The organism is Streptococcus suis, assembly GCF_024509555.1.
In the GTDB taxonomy this organism is placed as follows: Bacteria; Bacillota; Bacilli; order Lactobacillales; family Streptococcaceae; genus Streptococcus; species Streptococcus suis_AD.
The window spans coordinates 42816-59319 of the sequence record NZ_JAMWEL010000004.1; the positions used below are offsets into that span (position 1 = coordinate 42816).

The window sequence follows — 16504 nt, forward strand, 5'->3', positions numbered from 1 at the left end:
GAGGTTTTTTAAATAATGAAGAAAATATTAATTGTAGATGATGAGAAACCTATCTCAGATATTATTAAATTTAATATGACCCGCGAAGGTTATGAAGTAGTGACTGCTTTTGATGGACGTGAAGCATTAGAGGTATTTGAAGCTGAATTTCCAGATATTGTGATTTTGGATTTGATGTTGCCAGAATTAGATGGTTTAGAAGTAGCACGAATTATTCGTAAAACAAGTAATGTTCCGATTTTGATGCTTTCTGCAAAGGACAGTGAGTTTGACAAGGTTATCGGACTTGAGATTGGTGCAGATGATTATGTGACCAAGCCGTTTTCGAACCGTGAATTGCAGGCCCGTGTGAAGGCCTTATTGCGTCGTAGTGAACTGTCTGAAACGCAGATGGCTATTGATAGCTCAGGAACCCCAGATTTAGTAATTGGTGATTTGACTATCTTGCCGGATGCATTTGTTGCTAAGAAGCATGGTAAGGAGTTAGAGTTAACTCATCGTGAATTTGAGTTGTTGCACCATCTTGCACAGCATTTAGGTCAGGTGATGACGCGAGAGCATCTATTGGAAACAGTTTGGGGATATGATTACTTTGGAGATGTTCGAACAGTTGACGTGACAGTTCGTCGCTTGAGGGAGAAGATTGAAGACACACCAAGTCGTCCGGAATATATTTTGACACGTCGTGGTGTTGGTTATTATATTAAAGGCAATGATTAATCAATTACGTTATTTAATAACTACAGTAGAGTTTTGGTTTGCAGTCATATTAGTTGGTTTTGTGATTGCACTTTCTATTCTTTTGATTGAGAATTATCGGGATACACGACAAATCAAGCAGCTCAATCAAAAAGTCAAAGCCTTGATTGAAGGGAATTATACAGATGTTTTAGACATGCGGGGGAGTCCAGAAATCACTGACATGGCTAATTCTCTTAATGATTTGTCCGAGGTCATTCGCTTGACACATGATAGTTTGGAGCAAGAAAAGACACGTCTAACTTCCATTCTTTCTTATATGAGTGATGGGGTAATCGCTACGGACAGGATTGGTCGAATTATCATGGTTAATGATATGGCTCAGAAACAATTAGGGCTAACCAATAAACTGCAAGAGAAGCTTAATCTTTTGGATGTTTTAGATTTATCGGAAAGATATAGCTTACGGGATTTATTAGCTCAGACCCCTGAGATTGTCTTGGAACATACGAATGAGAATGAGGAATTTATTACCCTTCGTGCCAATTTTGCAACCATTCGGAGCGAAAGCGGTCTAATTTCAGGCTTGGTGGTTGTCTTACACGATATGACAGAACAGGCCAAGGAAGAGCGGGAACGTCGACTCTTTGTCTCAAATGTCAGCCATGAATTGCGTACGCCATTGACTTCCGTTAAATCCTATTTAGAAGCCCTGGATGAGGGGGCGCTGACGGAATCTGTTGCACCGAGTTTTGTTAAGGTATCCTTAGATGAGACCAACCGCATGATGCGGATGATTACTGATTTGTTAAGTTTGTCAAGGATTGATAATCAAGTCGGTGAAATGGATGTTGAATTGATTAACTTTACAGCCTTTGTGACCTTTATTCTCAACCGTTTTGATCAGATGAAACATTCTGATTCTGATAAAGTTTATACCATTGTTCGTGATTATCAAATAAGTCCAATCTGGGTAGAAATTGATACAGATAAGCTGACCCAAGTTTTGGATAATATCTTAAACAATGCCATTAAGTATTCACCTGACGGTGGGACTATTACCTTTAGTATGAAAACGACAGATAGTCAGTTGATTGTTTCAATTTCGGATGAAGGCTTGGGCATTCCAAAGGCTGATTTACCAAGGATTTTCGACCGATTCTATCGTGTAGATAAGGCTCGTTCACGCGCCCAAGGTGGTACTGGTCTAGGTTTGGCCATTGCCAAAGAAATTGTCAAGCAACACAAGGGATTCATTTGGGCCAAGAGTGAGTATGGTCATGGGTCAACGTTTACGATAGTTCTGCCTTACAGTAAGGATATTACTATGGAAGAGTGGGATGATTCGGATGAGGAAGAATAGGAGAATATGATCGGAAAAGGATTTAACTACAGTATTTTGGCATCAGGATCCAGTGGAAACTGTTTCTATTTGGAAACAGATAAGAAAAAGATCTTGGTAGATGCTGGTTTATCAGGAAAAAAGATTACCAGCCTTTTGGCAGAAATTGACCGAAAGCCTGAGGATATTGATGCTATCCTGGTAACGCATGAACATAGCGATCACATCCATGGTATCGGTGTTTTAGCGCGTAAATACGGTATGGATATTTATGCTAATGAATTGACCTGGCAGGCTATGGAGAGCAAGTTGGGGAAGATTGATGTGGCTCAAAAACATATCTTTGAATTGGGGGCTATGAAGACCTTTGGTGACCTAGATATTGAGTCATTTGGTGTCAGTCATGATGCGGCCTGTCCTCAATTTTATCGCTTTATGAAGGATGACAAATCCTTTGTTATGTTGACGGATACTGGCTATGTCAGCGATCGAATGGCTGGGATTGTAGCCAACGCAGATGCCTATTTGATTGAGTCTAACCATGATGTCGAAATCTTGCGTGCGGGTTCTTATTCTTGGAACCTAAAGCAACGGATTTTATCGGATAAGGGGCACCTTTGTAACGAGGATGGGGCAGATGCCATGATTCGCTCACTAGGAAATCGGACTAAAAAGATTTACCTTGGGCATTTATCAAAGGAAAATAATATCAAGGAATTGGCCCACATGACCATGGTTAATCAGTTGGCGCAGGCTGATTTAGGAGTTGGAGTGGATTTCCAGGTCTATGATACCTCGCCAGATACAGCGACACCATTGACCAAGATTTGACAATTGATACAAACTAAGTTATACTAAAATTACTAATTATACGAGGTGAAGTTACATGAATAATTAAGCTGCTTATTAGTCGTTCTTAAAACTTGTTGAAAATCAATTATTTGATAATTTAGTCTTTTAGTTTGCTTTTAGTACTAGGCAACGAGCTGCAGGCTGTACTGAAGTACGGCAAAGCGAGTTAACGAAGTAATAAAAGATAAACTAAATGACTACACAAGGGATAAGACTGCTCATAAGGGCTTAGTATTCGTGTGACTTTTTCCATAGGGAAAGGTCATGTTTTGCATGGCTTTTTCTTGTGTCATTTTTTGAAGAATAGAAGCCCTTTTTGTGAAGAGAAGAGGTCTATATGGAAATGATAAAATGTATTCAATTAGAGAAGGAATTTGCGGGACGTAGTTTGTTTACAATCCAGCAGTTGAGCCTTCAAGCTGGTCAAAAGGTTGGTTTGGTTGGAAATAATGGTGTTGGCAAGTCTACTTTTTTGAAAATCTTACTAGGACTGGATAGGGATTTTGCTGGTCAGGTTGAGGTAAAAGCAGACTGGGCCTATGTACCCCAGTTACAGGAAAGGAGCTCGCTTTCAGGTGGGGAACAGGTTTGGAAGTCTATTCAAGAGGCTTTTGCCCAAAGACCACAGTTGTTAATCATGGATGAACCGACTGCCAATTTGGATCAAGAACACCAGGAAAAGCTAATCAAACAAATCAAACGCTATCGAGGTAGTCTACTGGTTGTCAGTCATGATCGGCATTTTCTCAATCAAATAGCCAGTCACATTTGGCATTTAGAAGAAGGAAAGGTTCAGGTTTATCTAGGAAATTACGAGGCGTTTGTAGAAAGTCGTCGGGCTAGGCGAGAAGGACAGCAGGAGGCCTATGAAGCCTATCAGAAAAAAGTTGCCCAACTGAAAAAGGCCCAACATGAACGTCAGGCAAAGGCTCAGAAGATGGGGAAGAGAAAGAAAGGTGTTTCATCGTCTGAGTGGAAGGTTAATGCTATGATGGGTTCCTATGATAGTCAAGCCAAGTCTATGGCCAAGACTGCCAAGCATTTGGAAAAACGGATAGAGCGTTTGGACAAGGTTGAACAACCTAGAAAGGAAAGGTGGGTAAAGATGGAAGCCAAAGGTGCCTTGGATACGGGACTTCACAGTCTCTTTCGTTTGCAGGCTGGTCAGCTCTGGATTGAGGAAACCTATTTATTTGATTTTCCTCAACTTGGCATGACTTTTGGGGATAAACTAGCTTTGGTTGGGTCAAATGGTACTGGGAAAACCAGTTTTGTTCGGAAATTGATTTCAAAAGAATTAGAAGGCTATTACAATCCAAAATTAAAAATTGCCTATTTCTCCCAGGATTTGACCAGTCTCAATGAAGAGGAAACAGCCTTTGTGAATGCTAGCTCGACGTCGCTTCAAGATAGGGTAACGGTTCTCAATTTATTAGGTATGTTAGGACTTTCTTATGATAAGGCCCAGCAGAAGGTAGCAAATTTATCTGGTGGGGAACGTGTTCGGCTTTCCTTGGCCAAAGTATTATTGACTGATGCTAATCTCTTGATTTTAGATGAGCCGACTAATTTTTTAGATCTGACAGCTATTGAAGCCCTGGAAAGATTTTTGAAGGAATACCAGGGAAGTATCTTGGTGATCTCTCATGACCAGGACTTTGTGGACAAGGTCGCAAGAAGTAAGTGGTGGATAAAGGATGGTAGCTTAATAGACTAGAAAAAATTTCTCAAATGGAAGCTAGGTCTAAAAAATATTTTTTTCCTGTGGTATAATAAGAAGGAAATTTCTAGAATGAGGTTTTTGTGTGACAAGAAAGTATTATCATGACCAAGAAGGGAAGTTTATATCCTTCCGTTTAAATATTTTATTTGCAATCGTCATTTTTCTATTTACAGTTTTGATCATTAGGTTGGCAGATATGCAGATTATTAATCATGATTTTTATAGCAATAAGCTATCAACTGCCAGTAAAAAAGTGATTAGTAAGGGAGCTGTTCGTGGTCAGATTTATGATGCAAAGGGTAAGCCCCTTGTGGAGAATGAAATTCAACAGGTAGCATCCTTTACTCGTTCCAATAAAATGACGGCTCAAGAAATGAAACAACTGGCTAATGACTTATTGAAATGGGTCACGGTATCTACGGTAACGATTACTCCTAGAGATCGAGCAGACTATTATTTGGCTGATCCGGAAGTATATGCTCAAGTCGTAGAGAATTTGCCAAGAGATATGAAATTTGATACAGACGGTAATTTTTTTAGCGAATCTCAAATCTATAACAATGCAGTGGACAGTCTGACAGAGGAGCAATTGCAATTTTCTGAAGAGGAAAGCAAGGCGATTGAATTGTTCAAGCAAATGAACCGAGCTTCTTATTTCGAAACGGTTAATTTGGTGACAGATGATTTGACAGTCGAACAAGTAGCCCTTATAGTTGCTAATGCCGATCAGTTACCAGGGATTTCTACCACTAATAACTGGCAACGTACCATTCTCCCAACCTCCTTGAGCTCGATTATCGGTACCGTTACAACTGAGCAGGCCGGACTGCCAGCAGAAGATGCTGAAGAATATTTGGCAAAAGGATATTTTCCGAATGACCGTGTGGGAACGGCTTATCTTGAGAAACAATATGAAGATGTTCTACAAGGGCAACGTGAACAGAAAGAAATTCAGCTTGGGAGAAATGGAAATATCGAGCGTATTGAAACCATTCAGGAAGGTCAAAAGGGGAACAATATAAAGTTAACTATTGATTTAGCCTTTCAAGAAGGTGTGAATGCTATTTTGAAAAAATATTTTGAAAGTGAGCTTGCTACGGGAAGTGCTCTATATTCTGAAGGAGTCTATGCAGTAGCTTTGAATCCAACGACAGGTGCTGTTCTTGCAATGTCAGGATATAGTCATGAAAAAGGTACGGGAGAGATTACGGAAGATGCTCTTGGGACCATCACAAGCGTCTTTACTCCAGGTTCTATTGTCAAAGGTGCAACTATTTCATCTGGTTGGGAGAATGGCATTATCTCAGGAAATCAGGTATTATTAGATGAACCGATTTATTTTGCAGGTTCTGCTCCAATAACATCTTGGTATGGTGCTTATGGTAGTAATCTGGATGTTACACAGGCGTTAGAATATTCTTCAAACGCATATATGGTAAAAATTGCGCTTGGTTTACTTGGACAAACCTATTCTCCTAATATGTTTTTGAACGATGGAGATGCATTGACAAATGCGATGACAAAACTTCGTTCTACTTTTGCGGAATATGGATTAGGTGCTCCAACAGGAATTGACTTACCGCTTGAATCAACAGGTTTCTTACCAGAAGAATATTCCACCGCAAACTTTATTACGAATGCATTTGGACAGTTTGATAACTATACACCGATGCAGATGGCTCAATATGTAGCGACAATCGCCAATAATGGAACTAGAGTAGCTCCTCACTTGGTGGAGGGGATTTATGGGAATAGCGCAGAAGGTGGTTTAGGTGAGTTAATTGAGAAGAAGACAAGTACAGAACTCAATAAAGTTGCCATCTCAGAACAGGATTTGGCTATTCTACAACAGGGATTTTATCAGGTAGCAAATGGAAGTGGTAGCTTTAATACCGGGCGTCAAATCAGTAATGGTGCTGCTGTGTCTATCAGTGCCAAAACAGGTACTGCAGAGACATTTACGACGGATAGAAATGGTCAGGTTATAAGTGCTGTAAATACCAATATCGTAGCTTATGCCCCAAGTGCTAATCCTAAAATTGCTGTAGCAGTTGTTCTACCAAATCTGACAGATTTTAATTCCACAGCTAGCATGACTATTGTGACAGAAATTATTAATTTATACAATTCACTTTACCCAATGAATTAAGGAGGCTTATGCTCTACCCAACTCCCATAGCTAAATTGATTGACAGTTATTCTAAATTACCAGGAATCGGTATTAAGACAGCTACGCGACTGGCTTTTTATACCATCGGTATGGAAGATGATGTGGTCAACGAATTTGCTAAAAATCTCCTGGCAGCTAAGAGAGATTTGACCTATTGTTCCATTTGTGGCAATCTGACAGACCAGGACCCTTGTGGCATTTGTCAAGATACCAGCCGTGACCAGTCGACCATTTTAATTGTAGAAGACAGTCGAGATGTGACAGCCTTGGAAAATATCCAAGAATACCACGGTCTTTACCATGTCTTGCATGGCTTGATTTCCCCGATGAATGGCATTGGACCAGACGATATTAACTTAAAGACCTTGCTAACTCGTTTGATGGAAAATGAAGTGACAGAAGTCATTGTAGCGACAAATGCAACAGCAGATGGTGAAGCGACATCCATGTACATCTCACGTGTCCTAAAGCCAGCAGGTATCAAGGTTACTCGCCTGGCAAGAGGATTGGCAGTCGGAAGTGACATTGAATACGCAGATGAAGTCACCCTCCTTCGTGCCATTGAGAACAGGACAGAATTATAGTTTCGGAGACCTTGGTCCGCCCATCAGATAAAAAATATGCTATACTAACTATAGTTGTTTTGAATTAGAAAAGGAAAGTATATGACAAAAGAAACTTTAATTTTACTATATGGTGGCCGATCAGCAGAGCGTGAAGTATCCGTTCTGTCTGCTGAAAGCGTCATGCGTGCCATCAATTATGATAAATTTTTTGTCAAAACCTATTTCATTAGACAGACAGGTGACTTTATTAAGACGCAAGAATTTTCTCAAACACCAGCTGCTGATGAAAAATTGATGACCAATGCGACGATTATTGAAGAGCAAAAAATTCGTCCAAGCGATATTTATGAAGAAAATGCGGTTGTCTTCCCTGTCCTTCATGGACCGATGGGGGAAGATGGCTCGATTCAAGGCTTCTTGGAAGTGCTTCGTATGCCGTATGTTGGCACCAATATCTTGTCTTCCAGCGTTGCCATGGATAAAATCACTACCAAGCGCGTTCTTGAATCAGCAGGAATCTCCCAAGTACCTTATGTAGCAGTTATCGAGGGTGAAAATATCGACGATAAGATTGCAGAGATTGAAGGAAAATTGACTTATCCGGTCTTTGTAAAACCAGCTAATATGGGGTCAAGTGTCGGTATCTCTAAAGCTGAGGATTTAGCTGGCTTGCGTAAGGCACTTGATCTGGCATTCAAGTACGACAGCCGTGTCCTCGTTGAGCAGGGTGTTAATGCGCGTGAGATTGAGGTTGGTCTTTTGGGAAATGCTGACGTGAAAACCACCCTTCCTGGTGAAGTAGTCAAAGACGTTGCTTTTTATGACTACGATGCCAAATACATCGACAACAAAATCACCATGGAAATCCCAGCTAAGATTGACGAGGCTATCATGGACACCATGCGGGACAATGCTGCCAAGGCCTTCCGTGCTATCGGTGGTTGTGGACTTTCTCGCTGTGATTTCTTCCTGACAGAAGACGGCGACATCTTCCTCAATGAGCTCAACACCATGCCAGGATTTACCCAGTGGTCTATGTATCCACTCCTTTGGGATAATATGGGCCTAGCTTATCCAGACTTGATTGAAGAGCTTGTTCGTTTGGCCAAGGAAATGTTTGAAAAACGGGAAAGTCACTTGATTTAAAATATTTGAAAAAAGATTGGAAAATTTTCCAATCTTTTTCTAGTCCACATTCTTGCAAAGGTTTGCAAAAAAGATTAGAATTGTCTCTAGTATGTGGAGGTATTTATGTATCAAACGACAGTAAAAGGGGAAGGTCTGTTTCAGGCTCTTTCTCAAGGTTATGGCGAACCGGTTCGTACCTTTGGGGTGACGGAAAAGGGTGAGACTCCGGTGAGTTTAGTTAATATTGGTTTGGCTGCCTGCGTGAATATGTGCGTGCAGGGCTACTATGCCAGCCAAGAAGGCAATAAAACCATGCCTGTTCAGGTGGAGAGTCGCTTGGACAATCAGCGTTTTGAGGTGTTGATTGGAATTGGTGAGTCGGTTTCAGCGCAGAAGCAGAAAGAGATTCTTGCCTATGTGGGAGAAAAATGTAAAGTCAAAGCTCTTTTGAGGGAAGACTTGCAGTTTGAGACAAGTTTTTATGTCTTAGAAAGTGTGGAGTAAGATGTTTTTAGCAATTGAAGAAATGCGACAGAATAAGTTGCGTTATGGTTTAATATTAGGACTACTGGTCCTGATTTCCTACCTGGTCTTTTTCCTGACGGGTTTGGCTTATGGTCTCATGCAGGAAAATAGAACAGCAGTTGATAAATGGCAGGCGGACTATGTCTTGCTTAATTCAGAAAGCAATCGCCTGATTACAGCATCAAAAATTGATACGAGCTTGCTTGACCGGGTGGACGCTGGTGACAAAGCCTTGATTCGCCAACAAGCTGGAGTTGCCTATGTGGATGAAAATGCCACCTCAGACGAAAAAGAAAAGGTAAACATCTTTGCTGTTGAATCAGATAGTTTTATCGTTCCAAATATTGTAGAAGGTCGTTTGTATGAAAAAACGGGAGAAGTCCTTGTAGACAAAACCTTGTCAGAAGTAGAAGGTTTTGGACTAGGTGATGAAGTCTATCTGTCGGGCACTGACGAAAAAGTGACCATTGTAGGTTATACTGACAATGCTTATTTTGGAGTGGCGCCTGTTGTCTATATGGATTTTACGGCATTTGCAGAATTGATGCAGGCTGATAAACTACAAGCTACAACGAGTAATCTTGCCAGTGCCATTGTCGTTCGTGGCGATGTCGCTTCTCTACCAGATGAGCTGGAAAAAGTTGCCATTGCAGACTTTATTGAAAATCTGCCAGGATATAAGGCACAAAATATGACCTTTGGCTTTATGATAGGATTCTTGATTGTCATCTCAGCCATTGTTATTGGTATTTTTATCTTTGTTTTGACAACACAGAAATCACCGATTTTTGGCTTGATGAAAATTCAAGGTCTTTCAAATGGCTATATCTCAGGTTCTGTACTGGCTCAAACCTTCCTACTGGCTAGTGCGGGAACTGTCCTTGGATTGGCTGGAACTTATTTGTCATCCCTTGTCTTGCCAAGCGTTGTTCCATTTGAGAATAACTGGACCTTCTATAGTGCAATCGGTTTAGCTCTGGTTGTCTTTGCCCTATTGGGTGCTAGTTTCTCTGTAGGTTCTATCTTTAAGGTAGATCCATTACGAAATCTATCTTAGGAGGTTGTTATGAAAACACTTATTTTTGAAAATATTAGTAAGACCTTCCAAGATGGCAGTCAAACCATTACGGCTCTTAAACCAACAAATTTTAGCATTGAAGAAGGCGAATTTGTTGCCATCATTGGACCATCTGGTTCTGGGAAGTCAACATTTTTGACCTTGGCAGGTGGTTTACAAACACCGACAACGGGTCGTGTTTTAATCAATCAGTCGGACTATTCTGATTTACCTGAGAAAAAACGTGCCAAATTACGCTATAAGGACATTGGTTTTGTCTTGCAGGCTTCCAATTTGATTCCATTTTTAACAGTCGAAAAACAATTAACCTTGGTTGATCAGGTTAATAAGAAAGCTGATCCGAGCAAGCGAAACGAGCTCCTATCTGAATTGGGTGTGGACCATCTCAAAAACAAGTTCCCTAAGGATTTGTCAGGCGGAGAACGGCAGCGTGTAGCTATTGCCCGTGCACTTTATAACGATCCAGCTTTGATTCTAGCTGATGAACCAACAGCCAGTCTAGACAGTAATCGCGCTTTTGAAGTGGTTGAGTTATTAGCTAAGGAAGCCAAAGAGCGGAACAAATCCATCATCATGGTAACGCATGACCAGCGCATGATTGAAAAATGCGACAAAGTATATGAGATGAAAGATGGCGTCCTCACTCAAGTTCGATAAAAAGTGGTATAATGGGAGCGGGAAAGAACTCGACTGGTCAAAAAAAGAGTTCGTCAACAAGTTTTTATTTCTAGTTGTTGAGCTGAAACAGTCTATTCCCAGACTGTTTCACTCCCACCCCCGCACAGCTCAAACTGTCTGGGAGACAGTTTGAGGTTGGAAATAAAGCGAACACTGATCGCATCAGTAGGTAGGACAGATTTGGAGTGTAATTACGAACAGCTGAAATTTGCTTCGCAAATCCTATCTCCAACCTTTAATAGTCCACTGGACTATTAAAGCCAATCAACCACTGCGCTGAGATGTTGATGCAAATTTTGAGAAGCGGTGTGGGGGTGAAACTAGCCTTTAGTTTATTGGAGAAAACAATGAAATTAACCCTACACGAAGTCGCTCAGGTCTTGGGCGCAAAAAATAATATTAGTCTTTATCCCGATAGAGCCCTTAACAAGGTGGAGTTCGACAGTCGCCTGATTACAGAAGGGGATCTTTTTGTTCCCCTCAAGGGAGCGCGTGACGGTCATGACTTTATTCCTGTTGCTTTTGAAAATGGCTGCGCAGTAACCCTGTCTGAAGTCAGCCTTGATGTTCCCCACATCCTAGTAGATGACTGCTTGGCTGCGCTTCAACAATTAGCGGCCTACTACCTAGAGAAAACAGGGGTAGAGGTCATTGCTGTGACAGGCTCAAACGGTAAAACGACCACCAAGGACATGATTCACGATGTTCTGGCGACGACTTACAAGACTTACAAGACACAAGGCAACTACAACAACGAAATTGGTCTGCCTTACACCGTCCTCCATATGCCTGAGGATACAGAAAAACTGGTCTTGGAAATGGGGCAAGATCATCTGGGCGATATCCATCTCCTGTCTGAAATTGCTAAGCCAAGCCTTTCTGTCATTACCCTTTTTGGCGAAGCCCATTTGGAATTTTTCGGCTCACGAGAAGAGATTGCCAAAGGAAAATTGCAGATTGCGGACGGTATGGCAGCGGGAAGTAAATTGCTGCTCCCAGCAGATCCGATTGCGGATAAGCTCTTGCCGAGCCATGTAGACCTCATTCGTTTCGGTGAGCAGGCTGATTTGCAGGTGACTAGTCTGGTCGAGTCAAAAGATAGCCTGACCTTCACCGTCAATTTTATGGACGGCGACATTTTCCTCCCAGTAACGGGCAAGTATAACGCAACCAACGCTATGGTAGCAAGCTATGTGGGCAAGACCTTGGGTGTGTCAGATGAGGCAATCAAGTCAGCCCTAGCCAGTCTAAACTTGACTCGAAACCGCACCGAGTGGAAGAAGGCAGCAAACGGAGCAGATATTCTCAGCGATGTCTACAACGCCAACCCAACCGCTATGCGTTTGATTTTGGAAACCTTCTCCAGCATTCCAGCCAATGAAGGCGGTAAGAAAATTGCTGTGCTGGCAGATATGAAAGAACTGGGACATCAGTCCGTTGACCTCCACAATCAGATGATTCTGAGCCTGTCGCCTGATGTGCTAGACACTGTCATTTTCTACGGTCAGGATATTGAAGGTCTGGCCCAGTTGGCTAGTCAGATGTTCCCAATTGGAAAAGTTTATTTCTTTAGGAAAAATGCAGAGCAGGACCAATTTGAAGATTTGGTCAAACAAGTCAAGGAAGTTCTTGGCGGCCAAGATCAAATCCTCTTTAAAGGCTCTAATTCCATGAATCTTGGAAAAGTGGTGGAAGAATTAGAAGAATAGTAAGAATATGATTGAATTTCTTTTGCAAAAATGCGGAGAAGTTCAATCATTTTTATTTGTTCGAGACCTTGAAAAATATGTCTACATTTTATAAAATATATCATAATAATATATAAAGAGAGGTTGAGATGAAGGATTCAAATTTACAAACGATAGTCATTTCATTAAGTCTAGCGGATAACTGGGAAGAGGCAAGGCTGGAATGGACAAGAGTAAAGCTAGAAAAAATTGACAAGACCATGGAAAGCAAGTGTTTATGTGGAAAGGCTCACTTGCAGAAAGTCTATTCTGTTTCTCGTACAGATCTTAGTAACATAAAGCTATCGCCAATCGGTTCCTCTTGTATCAAAAAATTTCAAAATAAGGAACTGACCAAGAGTTTGAAAAAGGCAGAGCGAGAGTATCGTTTGCGAACCAACTCTGATTTTTCAAGCCTAAAAGAAATAATGGACTTGGATAGTTTAGATGAATACTATCAGAAGGGCTATTTTAAGGCAGATAGGGGCAATCGCTTTGATCCTTGGAATGATTACCAATTATTTAAGCTAGCCTTAAGCGGAAAACAAGCGGAGCGACAGTTGGCCTTTCACAAGATTGAACGTATCCTTTATGTAGTCAATGATTATTTGAGACCGGAATTGAATCAAGTTTTTGATGTGGAAGCCTACTTAAAGAAGCTAAGAAGGTGGAAACTGCACGAGCGAGTTGCTGCTGCATTGCGTAAAAAAGCCCTTGAACGAGAGAAATTACTTGCACAGAGAGAAAGAGAGGCAGAGCGAGAGCGACAAAGACAACTCGACTTGCAGCGATGGGCTCAGAAAAAGCAAGACTTATTAGCCTGGCTAGATGGACAATTCGATGAAGAGTCAATTGCTTTGAAGAACTCGCTTGATTCCCAAACGGAAGATAGGGAAATCTGTCATAAAATCGCAGAGTATCAAAGCTTTCTTGAACGAAAAGAAGCACAGGAAAGAGTGGCTATAGCGGAACTAGAGCGAAAACAGGCTCGTGTGAAGAGTTTATGTGATTGGCTCCGTTCACATAATCGTATGGATGACCTGAAAAAAGTTCAGACTATTGAAAGCGTCGATAAGAAACTGTTCATGCTTGAAAAGTGGCATACAGACTATGTACATCATCGTCGGTTGGAACAGAAACAACTGGAAGAGTTGAAATGTGTTGTTTTAGAATTGCGAAGGCAGGTGAAAAAATATTATCCCTATACTGAACGGGCTAAAAAATGTATTGAATTTGTGGATAGTTTGGATGATTTGCAGGAGCAGCGTGATTGGTTGCAACGATTCCTAGAATTGATGAAGAAAAGGGGTTTTTGAACTTTGTAGACTGTTGGTGACAGTTTCAAGTTGAGAGAGAGTTTCGTTTTTTAGTATTGTAAACATTTATGAAATTTGATATACTAATCCCAACTTGAACTGTTAGAAAGGATTTAGGGATAGAGAGTATGAATGAGTTTTTTACAAATCAAATTTCACATGGTCCGCATCTAACGTTATTTACTCACTTTGGCCTATTAGTACTGCTTTTTATTTTACTTTACTTGACCAAGCGATATTATACTAAGACTTGGTTTAAGCGTTTGTTTTGGCCGATTTTACTTTTTCAAGTGATTAGTCTATATACTTGGTATGTTTGGGCTGAATTTCCTCTATCTGAAAATTTGCCTTTTTATCATTGTCGGTTAGCCATTTTATTTTTACTTTTTGCTAGAAAGGGAGATTTGAAACTCTATTTTTCTTATCTTGGTCTCATTGGTTCCGTAGTAGCTTTTATTTACCCGGTCTTCGATCCCTTTCCTTTTCCGCATCTAACTTTCTTTACGCATGTAGTTGGGCACTATGCCCTAGCAGTAATGAGTTTGTCTTATATCTTGGCAGAAGGACACCAATTCAGTCTTTCAATATGGGAGTTTTTTTCAAAGACAGCAATGATTCATCTGGTCATGCTGGTGGTTAACTGGCTGACAAAGGGAAATTATGGGTTTCTAACTCGCTTGCCGATTGTTAATAGTCAGGTAATCTGGTTTAACTTTTTCTTATTAACGCTTGTTTTATCTTTTTTGATTGGTTCTATTCAGGCTGGCTTTCAAGTCTACTGGAAAAAAAGGTTTTACCTACTCCAAGATTGACTTTCCAAGTGTTTGAAAAATTCCATTATTTCCGATATAATAAGAGAGTTGCAGTAGTTGCTCTCTTTTTTTGTACTCTTTTGATTTAGTAGGCAAAAGAAGAAGTCAGCTCTGCTATGGACCAAAGAAAAAGGAATAACGATCATGTCACTACAAGAAGAAATCAAGAAACGCCGAACCTTTGCGATTATCTCTCACCCGGACGCGGGTAAGACCACCATTACTGAGCAGTTGCTCTATTTTGGGGGCGAGATTCGTGAGGCTGGGACGGTTAAGGGGAAAAAGACTGGTAACTTTGCCAAGTCCGACTGGATGGATATCGAGAAGCAGCGTGGGATCTCGGTGACGTCATCTGTCATGCAGTTTGACTACGCGGGCAAACGGGTCAATATCCTGGATACGCCAGGACACGAGGACTTCTCAGAAGACACTTATCGGACCTTGATGGCGGTGGATGCGGCTGTCATGGTGGTGGACTCTGCCAAGGGTATCGAGGCCCAGACCAAAAAACTCTTTGAGGTCGTTAAGCACCGCAACATCCCAGTCTTTACCTTCATCAACAAGTTGGACCGTGATGGCCGTGAACCACTTGACTTGTTGCAGGAGTTGGAGGAAGTCTTGGGCATTGCCAGCTATCCGATGAACTGGCCGATTGGTATGGGAAAATCCTTTGAGGGACTTTATGACCTCCATAACAAACGCTTGGAACTCTACAGAAGCGATGAGCGATTTGCAAGTTTGGACGAGGGTGACAAGCTCTTTGGTTCTAACCCCTTTTATGCACAAGTTCTGGATGATATTGAACTTCTGGCGGAAGCTGGGAATGAATTTTCAGAGCAGGCGATTTTGGACGGCGATTTGACACCTGTTTTCTTCGGTTCGGCCCTGACCAACTTTGGTGTGCAGACCTTCCTTGACACCTTCTTGGAATTTGCTCCAGAGCCACATGGTCACAAGACAACGACAGGGGATGTTATTGACCCGCTCAATAAAGATTTTTCAGGCTTTGTCTTCAAAATCCAAGCCAACATGGACCCTCGTCACCGCGACCGCATTGCCTTTGTCCGTGTGGTTTCAGGCGAATTTGAACGCGGCATGGCGGTCAACCTGCCTCGTACAGGCAAGGGAGCCAAGTTGTCAAATGTGACCCAGTTCATGGCAGAGTCCCGTGAGAATGTGGAAAATGCAGTAGCGGGTGACATTATCGGGGTTTACGATACAGGGACTTATCAGGTAGGAGATACCTTGACCGTAGGCAAGAACAAGTTTGAATTCGAGCCACTACCGACCTTCACACCTGAAATTTTCATGAAAGTGTCTGCTAAAAACGTCATGAAACAAAAATCATTCCACAAGGGAATCGAGCAACTGGTCCAAGAAGGGGCTATCCAGCTCTATAAGAACTACCAGACGGGCGAGTATATGCTGGGGGCAGTTGGTCAGCTCCAATTTGAGGTCTTCAAACACCGCATGGAAGGCGAGTACAATGCCGAAGTAGTCATGACCCCAATGGGCAAAAAGACTGTCCGTTGGATTAAGCCAGAAGACCTGGATGAACGCATGTCATCAAGCCGCAACATTCTAGCCAAAGATCGCTTTGACCAACCCGTCTTCCTCTTTGAAAACGACTTCGCCCTCCGCTGGTTTGCGGACAAATATCCAGATGTGGAGTTGGAAGAGAAGATGTAATACGCTTTGAAAATCAAGTTAAAACTTCGTTAAGTCGCTTCGATGAACCTTAAGTTCAATCTTCAGCTCCTTGCCTAGTTTTATTCTTGATTTTCTTTGCGTATTAAAGTCAGTATTCAGCTTCGAAAATCAAGCTAAAACTTTCTTAAGTCGCTTCGATGAACCTCAAGTTCAATCTTCAGCTAACCCAATTAACTCT

The 16504-nt window shown here is 41.5% G+C and carries 14 protein-coding genes; all 14 read left to right on the forward strand.

Annotated features, from left to right (window positions below):
* The first annotated feature begins 15 nt into the window (after positions 1-15).
* The 14 genes from yycF (at position 16) to NF418_RS02975 (ending at position 16305) form a co-directional block, all read left to right on the forward strand.
* The gene (gene yycF / locus NF418_RS02910; RefSeq protein WP_172084212.1) at positions 16-720 is read left to right on the forward strand and encodes a response regulator YycF; all 705 of its coding nucleotides are present in this window, start codon (positions 16-18) and stop codon (positions 718-720) included.
* Complete coding sequence (vicK, locus tag NF418_RS02915; protein WP_256778360.1) at positions 713-2062, forward strand: cell wall metabolism sensor histidine kinase VicK; 1350 nt, start codon at positions 713-715, stop codon at positions 2060-2062. The genes yycF and vicK overlap by 8 nt, the downstream gene beginning before the upstream one ends.
* A 6-nt stretch (positions 2063-2068) precedes the next feature.
* Positions 2069-2872, forward strand: a complete 804-nt coding sequence (locus NF418_RS02920; protein WP_004298858.1) for an MBL fold metallo-hydrolase — start codon at positions 2069-2071, stop codon at positions 2870-2872.
* A gap of 358 nt (positions 2873-3230) precedes the next feature.
* Positions 3231-4610 (forward strand): ABC-F type ribosomal protection protein Vga(F), encoded by a 1380-nt coding sequence (vga(F), locus tag NF418_RS02925; RefSeq protein WP_256778361.1) that lies wholly within the window; start codon positions 3231-3233, stop codon positions 4608-4610.
* Between the two features lie 88 nt (positions 4611-4698).
* Complete coding sequence (gene pbp2b, locus NF418_RS02930) at positions 4699-6765, forward strand: penicillin-binding protein PBP2B (RefSeq protein WP_256778362.1); 2067 nt, start codon at positions 4699-4701, stop codon at positions 6763-6765.
* Between the two features lie 8 nt (positions 6766-6773).
* Positions 6774-7370, forward strand: a complete 597-nt coding sequence (recR, locus tag NF418_RS02935; protein WP_014637682.1) for a recombination mediator RecR — start codon at positions 6774-6776, stop codon at positions 7368-7370.
* A gap of 81 nt (positions 7371-7451) precedes the next feature.
* Complete coding sequence (locus NF418_RS02940) at positions 7452-8498, forward strand: D-alanine--D-alanine ligase (protein WP_256778363.1); 1047 nt, start codon at positions 7452-7454, stop codon at positions 8496-8498.
* Between the two features lie 105 nt (positions 8499-8603).
* Complete coding sequence (locus NF418_RS02945; RefSeq protein WP_256778364.1) at positions 8604-8984, forward strand: OsmC family protein; 381 nt, start codon at positions 8604-8606, stop codon at positions 8982-8984.
* Position 8985: 1 nt separating this feature from the next.
* Positions 8986-10062 (forward strand): ABC transporter permease, encoded by a 1077-nt coding sequence (locus NF418_RS02950; protein ID WP_256778365.1) that lies wholly within the window; start codon positions 8986-8988, stop codon positions 10060-10062.
* 9 nt (positions 10063-10071) lie between these two features.
* Positions 10072-10740 (forward strand): ABC transporter ATP-binding protein, encoded by a 669-nt coding sequence (locus NF418_RS02955; RefSeq protein ID WP_256778366.1) that lies wholly within the window; start codon positions 10072-10074, stop codon positions 10738-10740.
* 368 nt (positions 10741-11108) lie between these two features.
* Positions 11109-12470: a UDP-N-acetylmuramoyl-tripeptide--D-alanyl-D-alanine ligase gene (locus NF418_RS02960; protein WP_256778367.1), complete on the forward strand. Its 1362-nt coding sequence runs from the start codon at positions 11109-11111 to the stop codon at positions 12468-12470.
* 128 nt (positions 12471-12598) lie between these two features.
* Positions 12599-13804 (forward strand): hypothetical protein, encoded by a 1206-nt coding sequence (locus NF418_RS02965; RefSeq protein WP_256778368.1) that lies wholly within the window; start codon positions 12599-12601, stop codon positions 13802-13804.
* 128 nt (positions 13805-13932) lie between these two features.
* Entirely contained in the window at positions 13933-14616 is a 684-nt protein-coding gene (locus tag NF418_RS02970; protein ID WP_256778369.1) for a YwaF family protein, read from the forward strand.
* 144 nt (positions 14617-14760) lie between these two features.
* Positions 14761-16305 carry a peptide chain release factor 3 gene (locus NF418_RS02975; protein ID WP_105107860.1) on the forward strand — a complete coding sequence of 515 codons (1545 nt, stop codon included), beginning with the start codon at positions 14761-14763 and terminating at the stop codon, positions 16303-16305.
* The last annotated feature ends 199 nt before the right edge of the window (positions 16306-16504 follow it).